Source organism: Klebsiella sp. 2019SCSN059 (assembly GCF_021739525.1).
GTDB classification, from domain to species: Bacteria; Pseudomonadota; Gammaproteobacteria; order Enterobacterales; family Enterobacteriaceae; genus Klebsiella; species Klebsiella quasipneumoniae.
Window position 1 is genome coordinate 1 of the sequence record NZ_JAKKOM010000066.1, and the last position, 6,710, is coordinate 6,710.

Annotated in this window: 5 protein-coding genes and 3 pseudogenes; 4 read left to right on the forward strand and 4 right to left on the reverse strand. The window is 45.1% G+C overall.

Features of this window, described 5'->3' with window-relative positions; all coding sequences use genetic code 11:
- Positions 1-452: 452 nt before the first annotated feature.
- Positions 453-926, reverse strand: a pseudogene (locus tag L2I46_RS28290) (hypothetical protein); the annotation flags it as partial.
- Position 927: 1 nt separating this feature from the next.
- On the opposite strand from L2I46_RS28290, the pseudogene L2I46_RS28295 reads away from it, so the two are divergent.
- A pseudogene (locus L2I46_RS28295) lies at positions 928-1,396 on the forward strand (IS3 family transposase); the annotation flags it as partial.
- Positions 1,397-1,560: 164 nt separating this feature from the next.
- Here the strand turns inward: L2I46_RS28295 and L2I46_RS28300 are convergent.
- From L2I46_RS28300 to L2I46_RS28310, 3 genes and pseudogenes are all read right to left on the reverse strand, one after another.
- A pseudogene (locus L2I46_RS28300) lies at positions 1,561-3,006 on the reverse strand (IS3-like element ISKpn38 family transposase); the annotation flags it as partial.
- A gap of 27 nt (positions 3,007-3,033) precedes the next feature.
- Positions 3,034-3,543, reverse strand: coding sequence for a hypothetical protein (locus tag L2I46_RS28305; protein ID WP_045372388.1), 510 nt, complete (start codon positions 3,541-3,543; stop codon positions 3,034-3,036).
- 312 nt (positions 3,544-3,855) lie between these two features.
- On the reverse strand, positions 3,856-4,491 hold the full coding sequence (locus tag L2I46_RS28310) for a hypothetical protein (protein WP_223171879.1): 636 nt from the start codon (positions 4,489-4,491) through the stop codon (positions 3,856-3,858).
- A 318-nt stretch (positions 4,492-4,809) separates the two neighbouring features.
- On the opposite strand from L2I46_RS28310, the gene mobI reads away from it, so the two are divergent.
- From mobI to L2I46_RS28325, 3 genes are read left to right on the forward strand one after another with little or no spacing between them, the layout of a single operon-like run.
- On the forward strand, positions 4,810-5,451 hold the full coding sequence (gene mobI, locus L2I46_RS28315) for a conjugative transfer protein MobI(A/C) (protein WP_223171881.1): 642 nt from the start codon (positions 4,810-4,812) through the stop codon (positions 5,449-5,451).
- Entirely contained in the window at positions 5,451-6,239 is a 789-nt protein-coding gene (locus L2I46_RS28320; protein ID WP_236948399.1) for a hypothetical protein, read from the forward strand. The genes mobI and L2I46_RS28320 overlap by 1 nt, the downstream gene beginning before the upstream one ends.
- 13 nt (positions 6,240-6,252) lie before the next feature.
- The gene (locus L2I46_RS28325; protein ID WP_045372390.1) at positions 6,253-6,618 is read left to right on the forward strand and encodes a hypothetical protein; all 366 of its coding nucleotides are present in this window, start codon (positions 6,253-6,255) and stop codon (positions 6,616-6,618) included.
- Positions 6,619-6,710: the final 92 nt, after the last annotated feature.

A 6,710-nucleotide genomic window follows, 5' to 3' on the forward strand; every position in this document is an offset into this window, starting at 1 on the left:
AAAGCGTGCGTATTGCCTGAAAACACAACCCGCTACGGGGGAGACTTACCCGAAATCTGATTTATTCAACAAAGCCTTAAAAGAGCTTAGGGATATGATCTTATATCCCTACCAAATAATTTCCACTTCCAATGTAGGTAGTACAAATCTTAAACACTTATTCCAGTGACGTTCGTCGCCATAAGTGAAGTCGTGAACCTGGTGCATGAACGCGATCCCTTTCTCGCACTCGGCCACGATTGCATGGATGACGTTCATCTCTTTGCTGTGGTCGATACCGGTGTTCGAAGCAAAAGACTCAAGGACAGAAAGCGCTGTACTCATAATTTCACAATATAAACAATTTGTTTTCTTATTTGTTTTATTATCTCAAACAAGAAAAGGCGTAAAAGATCTATACAGAGGGCTACGGAGGAGGGGAAGGGGGCTCTCGCCCCCTTGCTATTTCAGGTTCAGTGGCTGACTTGCTGCATCTTGTGCGGCTGGTCATTTAGATCGTGGCAGTGGGCAAGTTCTCGCATCATATCTTCGATACGGCTCTTCGCTTCATCCATATTATCCGCCATCGCACCAAGTAGCTGGCGAATAGCAGCGGGATGTTCATCGCCGGTTAGCTCTGGCATTTTGAAACCGTTATGGGTTGCCATTAGTTTAAAGGCGGTAATTAACATGCCTAAAGAAGACTTAAGGCTGGCGATCTCCCGCTCTTTGCTTTCAATGCCCATATTGTCTCCTGAGAGCTCTGGCGCCGGCACGCATTTTGGCTCGCTCATCATGTCCAGAGTTGCCTGGAGTTTATTGGCACGTTCTTGCTCTTCCACATAAGCCCCGCCAAAGTGACGGGCAAGCATCAGGATTTTCATTGGTTCGTCAAATAAGTCCATGACCTGGACGATGGCCATGATGCGTTCCAGAGGAGGAGCGTCACTCAGGACCCACGAAGGCTGGCTGTATCTTGCTGTGGTTGTTGATCTATTCTCACGCAAAATTATCGGCTGGTCAATACAATCCCGGATGACAAAGGACATTGTCCTGAATGCACTGCTGATGGCTGTATGGCGGCGTAATCCCCAAAAACAGGTGCTGGTTCACTCGGACCAGGGCAGTCAATACACAAGCCATGAGTGGCAGTCGTTCCTGAAATCACAAGGCCTGGAGGGGGAGCATGAGCCGTCGCGGTAACTGTCACGATAATGCGGTTGCAGAAAGCTTTCTACAGTTGCTGAAACGCGAACGGATAAAGAAAAAGATCTACGGAACGCGGGAAGAAGCCCGCAGCGATATCTTTGGTTACATCGAAATGTTTTATAACAGTAAGCGTCGGCATGGTTCGAGCAATCAGATGTCACCGACAGAATATGAAAACCAGTATTATCAACGACTCGGAAGTGTCTAGATTATCCGTGGCGATTCAACATGCTGATTTCAGTGGTTGCACCAAAAAACCATGAAGTAAAATACTCATGGAGGCTATTTAACATAACAATGATTACACGCACCAATTTTGTTAGAACCATTTGGTAATGTCACTTTTGGGGCTGCGGATGTTTTCCTGGACTGTTATGTTGTGATCCCAAGATGCTGCCGGTACTTCACAGGACTCATTGCACCTAATGATAGCTTGATACGTTTCTCATTATACCAGCGTATGTACCTGTCCAGGAAGCAGATAAATTTTTCCAGCGTGATACCCGCCCAGTCTCTGCCATAGAACATTTCGTTTTTGATACGCCCGAAGAAGCCTTCACACGCAGCATTATCCGACGAGCATCCTTTGCGCGACATGGACCTTATAAGTCCGGAGGTGTTGATACGCTCGAGCCAGCCCGGCCACCGGTAATGGCCACCACGATCGCTGTGTATCACCGGTTTATCATGTTCGCTGAGCGTATCGAGTGCGTCATCGAGCATCGTATTCACCTGCGTCGCGTCCGGGCGTGTTCCTATCGACCAGCTTACAACCTGGCCATCAAAGCAGTCGATAACCGGCGACAGATAGACTTTTCCAGCCGGAAGCTGGAACTCCGTAATATCGGTCAGCCACTTCTCATTTGGCCTGCAGGAACTAAAATCCCGGGCGAGTAAATTTTCCGGTGCCGGACCGATTTCGCCACAGTAAGAGTTATATCGTCGTCGCCTGGTGCGCTTAACAACGAGCTGCTCTTCTGCCATCAGTCTGCGGACAACCTTTTCAGAAATAACTCTGTTGTTACTGCGAAGCATCGCGTGAAGGCGCCGGTAGCCGTAACAGCGGTAATTCTCCTCAAAGATATCGGCCATGATCACGCGTATTTCCGCATACTTATCGTACAGACGTTTGCTGGCTTTGTGGTAAAAATAACAGCTGCGGGCAAGTTGCAGAACGCTTAGCAACTCAGCAACGGGGTACTTTTTCTTAAGGGCATCAACTATCAGGGTTTTCTCCCTGTTTTTCAGTTTCAGAAAGGTGACGCCCAGATCTTTTTTTATCAGTTCATTCGCCTTTGTCAGTATGTCACGTTCGAGCTGCAGCTGATGAACCTGCTTCCTGAGACACCGGATTTTACCGAGTAAAGCATCCTGATTTTTATCCTGAGGGGCTGCCTTTCGTTTGCGCATGGATTGATAAGTCTCGTCACTGATAAGGTCTTTCTTCCATTTGTACAGGACCGGGACGCTGACGCCTATGCTTTGTGCAACTTTACGCGCGGTTTCACGTCGGTTACAGAGCTCCCGGACGGCCTGAGACCTCTATTCCGGGCTGAAGCATTTGCTTGTGCCTGAGCGAATGACCAGGGGACGCGCATTTGGATAAAACTCTTCAATCCAGCGCTTTAGAATTTCGTTACTGGGGTAGCCGATGGCTCGGCGAGTGTACGACAGGCAACCACCGTGAGTAAGATAATGCTCAACAGCAGCAATTTTCTGTGTACGTGAATAGCGTTCTCTTGGTTTTAATTCCCTGGGTAAATCGCCCTTCTCTTCATAAATCCGAACCCAACGGCCCAGCTGTTTTGTGGAAGGATATCTGGGGAGACTTACCCGAAATCTGATTTATTCAACAAAGCCACGCATAATAGCAACTTTGCATTTTTTTGCGCTACATGTCGGGCAGGAATCATACCTGTCCGGCGCATGTATGAAGGGCTTTTTACATACCAGGCAATAGTCTTTATAGTCAGCTTCCGACATCCCGTTGAGAACTTCGACAATCCTGTTGACCTTGAGCGGGTAGTATTCCGGCGTATATCCCGTGTTAATTAACAAATCAACAAGTGCATTAAAATCCATTTCTCTGGTTGATTCTGTAGGATTTTGAGTGTCATATCCGAAAATATGAATAGAATTGTTTACAACGACATTTGACAGCAACATGGCGGATTTTTCACCGAGCCATTTACCTACCCCTTTTCTTGTATTTATCCCTTTGGGGTACTCCAGGCTGTCGGCAACTTTACGACCATACAAATGTGTTATGGTATATTTATTGGCATCAAATTCTATTAACTTTATGGCACTTGCCAGGCTATTTAGCTGGCTTACCTCGCTCTTTTTAAAGCCCATTATCCGCATTCTCCTTAACGTGTACCTGGTCCGGTTCTTTCGACCGGCAGGAAAAACCACTTCATGTTTTCAGAAAAGTTACTTTTCAGCGAAGCACGCTCGGTTCCTGTTATTCACCAACATGAATGAACCGTAATCAGGTTACCATATCAATGAGTGAAGCTAGTTAACTTTTATAGCATCCAGAAACCGCTAAAATAACTTTAGCTTCTCATATGAATCTTTAAGAACAAATTCAACTCGTAAGTTTTACATATTTTCCTTTGGGATGAAACCTTCCAGAACATCAGCCATAATCTCGTAACCCCATGCTTATACTTTGTGATCACGTCGTCCGGCATCATAGGTTATAAACCGGGGAAAGAGAACCACATTTGTCACCTCAACAAAGGCGGATATCTCTGTATCGAGGAGCATCTGAAAAGCGTCATTAGACAGAGCCAAATAAGCCCTGACATAAGCCGGTTTAAATCTGGCCAGATTCCATAGATTGACCAGGAAATTCATCTGTATAGAGACGATGTTTTTCCTGAATAACTCAAGGTCGACGGGTTTATAAACATACTGCTTCCCGCTCAATAATTCGCATGGCTCATTTGGTTTCATCTCGGTACTGTCAAAAGGTCTGCCGTACGTTTCAAACTTCAGTAACTGAGAGTCATCCAGGATTAATTTTATTAACTCACCCCATAAAACAGGCTTCCCGTTGACACGGGGAACTAGCAGGCTACCTGGTCTGGCTTCTGACAGGGCAATTCTATTTAGACGCGCATCAGTGGCGGGATGGAAAAAACGCTCCAGCAGGTTCTCCGGTATATAGCGGTAGTCCGACGCGAGATCACGAGGCAACACACTGAGTAGTTTTTTCTGACTACGTATCAACTGCAACTCCGAGCGGAGAAACGCCTTAATGACCGTGTCAGTCTGTACGTTGGGTTGTACGTCCATACGCTCTCCAGAGTACTTTTAAATCGCGCTACATACGGTTACTTAAGGGCTGTTATTATATCAAAGCCATCTTAGAGATACTACCCAAAAAAAACAAGTACTAATATTATTAGATACTAAATTATAAAAAATCACTGTCCTTTTACCTTGTACTGGTACTTATAACATTAGGCACTTTTTATAGAAGCTGCACAGTTTCGCTCGGTTTCATTAGTACTTTTTTTGCAAATAGTTACTTATGTATAAGGGTACCTATTACTGGTTAGCAAAAAAGTTACTTTTTCCATCTCCAAGTTTGCGTGAAGTGGTTTTCCGGGGATGGATCGCACACCGTGCGGGCCACAGGCAGAGGTTGTTGGACGTGCTCACAAAAAAGTTACTTTTTTTAGCCGACGGCATGAGCACAAAAAAATTTTAAAAAAAAATGCAAACGCCCTTGTTAGTTCAGAAAAATCTGTTTGGATTCCTGTAGTCTGTGTTGCTGGAGGAGTTGATATGAACCCGATAATTACGGCACATCAGGAAATCGTTATCGAGAACTCGGTTCGCTATATCGAGTTACTGAAATCGGAGGCTTCTAAAATTCTGGATGAATACTGGGAGGCCTGGAAGGCACGAAACCAACTGATATCCCAGACCACGTATGCAAACGGGGGAAGGTTTATACCTGGTCGTTTTGCTCCTGTGCTGAGAAAGGTTGGATCGTCGCAAAAACTGACAATTGTATGGAAAGATTTTTCGCCTAGGTTCAAAAACAAAATTGAACATCATGGCGTGGTTGTTAAACCTAAACTCGGAGGATACAGCGTTAGTTGTTTTAAAAATGCTCTGGACTGGGAACTGGAGATGATCCAGGAAACAGAAAACAAAATTAAACCAATCCGTGATCTCCTCGCGGAATTCCATCAACGAAAACTGGCCGACATCAAAAGACTGGAAAAACTGAAGAGGTTAATATAATGGCTGACAACGCATCCCCAAAAACTGAACCGCGCAATCAACGAAACACTGGCAATAACCGACCGTTAGGGATGGTCATTTCAAAACTAAAGCCACTTTCAAGTGAGTTCTATACGCACTTTCATGAAAAAAACAGAGCCTGCCTGCGCCAGTTTAACGCCATCTCCAATGCCATTTATAATATTTTCCGCCTGGTAGAAGGTGACCAGGCGACAAGCACTAAAGTTCAGAAATGGCTCTCCGGTGTTTACGAAGAACTGTCGGGTAATGTAAATACCTTCAAAGAGCAGATTGACAAAAATGTCGCCCGACTGCCTCTGGATGATTCTTCATTCGAAGGGTTCGACTATGGTGAATTTGAAATTCGCTGGAACCACCCAATGACCTATAAATTGCTGGATATTATCCAGACCATCAACGTCCTGACTCGTCAGGCACATCAGTTGTGGTTATACGGTCAGATATCACAACAGGTTCATGACCGAATTATCCTGCAACTCCTGAGCTCACTGCGGGTTGCGATGGACAGCATAACTAAAATACTGAACGCTGAAAACCGCGTGAATGGAAAATACGACGCATTGCCATTCATTCAGAACATTAAGCGGTTTAAATCGGTGGAACTTTATATTGCCAGTCTCGAAACTAAAGCCCCTGTTCAGTCCGGTCACAGTGACAGTTCTGCTGATGCTGGCAGTGAGCCGACATTAAAACCAGAAGCAGCAGCTGGCACCGGTAAACCATCTGACAAAACACAGCCTTCTGCTACTCCTGTTTCGGTACAATAACTCACAGGTTGATATGAGTATTATATCCAGGATTTTTTTAAAAATTAGGGTCGCCCTCTTCGGAGGGCCTGACCACGATATTGTTTTTTATACAGATGATGAGTACGATATCCCGCACACGCTTAACAAGGATGTGCAAAGCTATCTTGATTGTCCAAGTAAGCCTGCGGGTATAACACTCTTTTCAGAGCGTGAGATTCTATCTGTACATGCTAACCGGTTACAGGAAATTAATATGTATATCGGTTTGCCAAATTCAGACCTGAGTGAGGAGGCCTATACCTTCACTAATCTGGTCATTAAGCCATTGATGGAATATACACGCTGGATACATCTTTTACCTGCGTCGGCTTTGTTGAATAAATCGAACTTTTGCTGAGTTGAAGGATCAGATCGGCTTTGTTGAATAAATCGAACTTTTGCTGAGTTGAAGGATCAGATCACGCATCTTCCCGACAACGCAGACCGTTC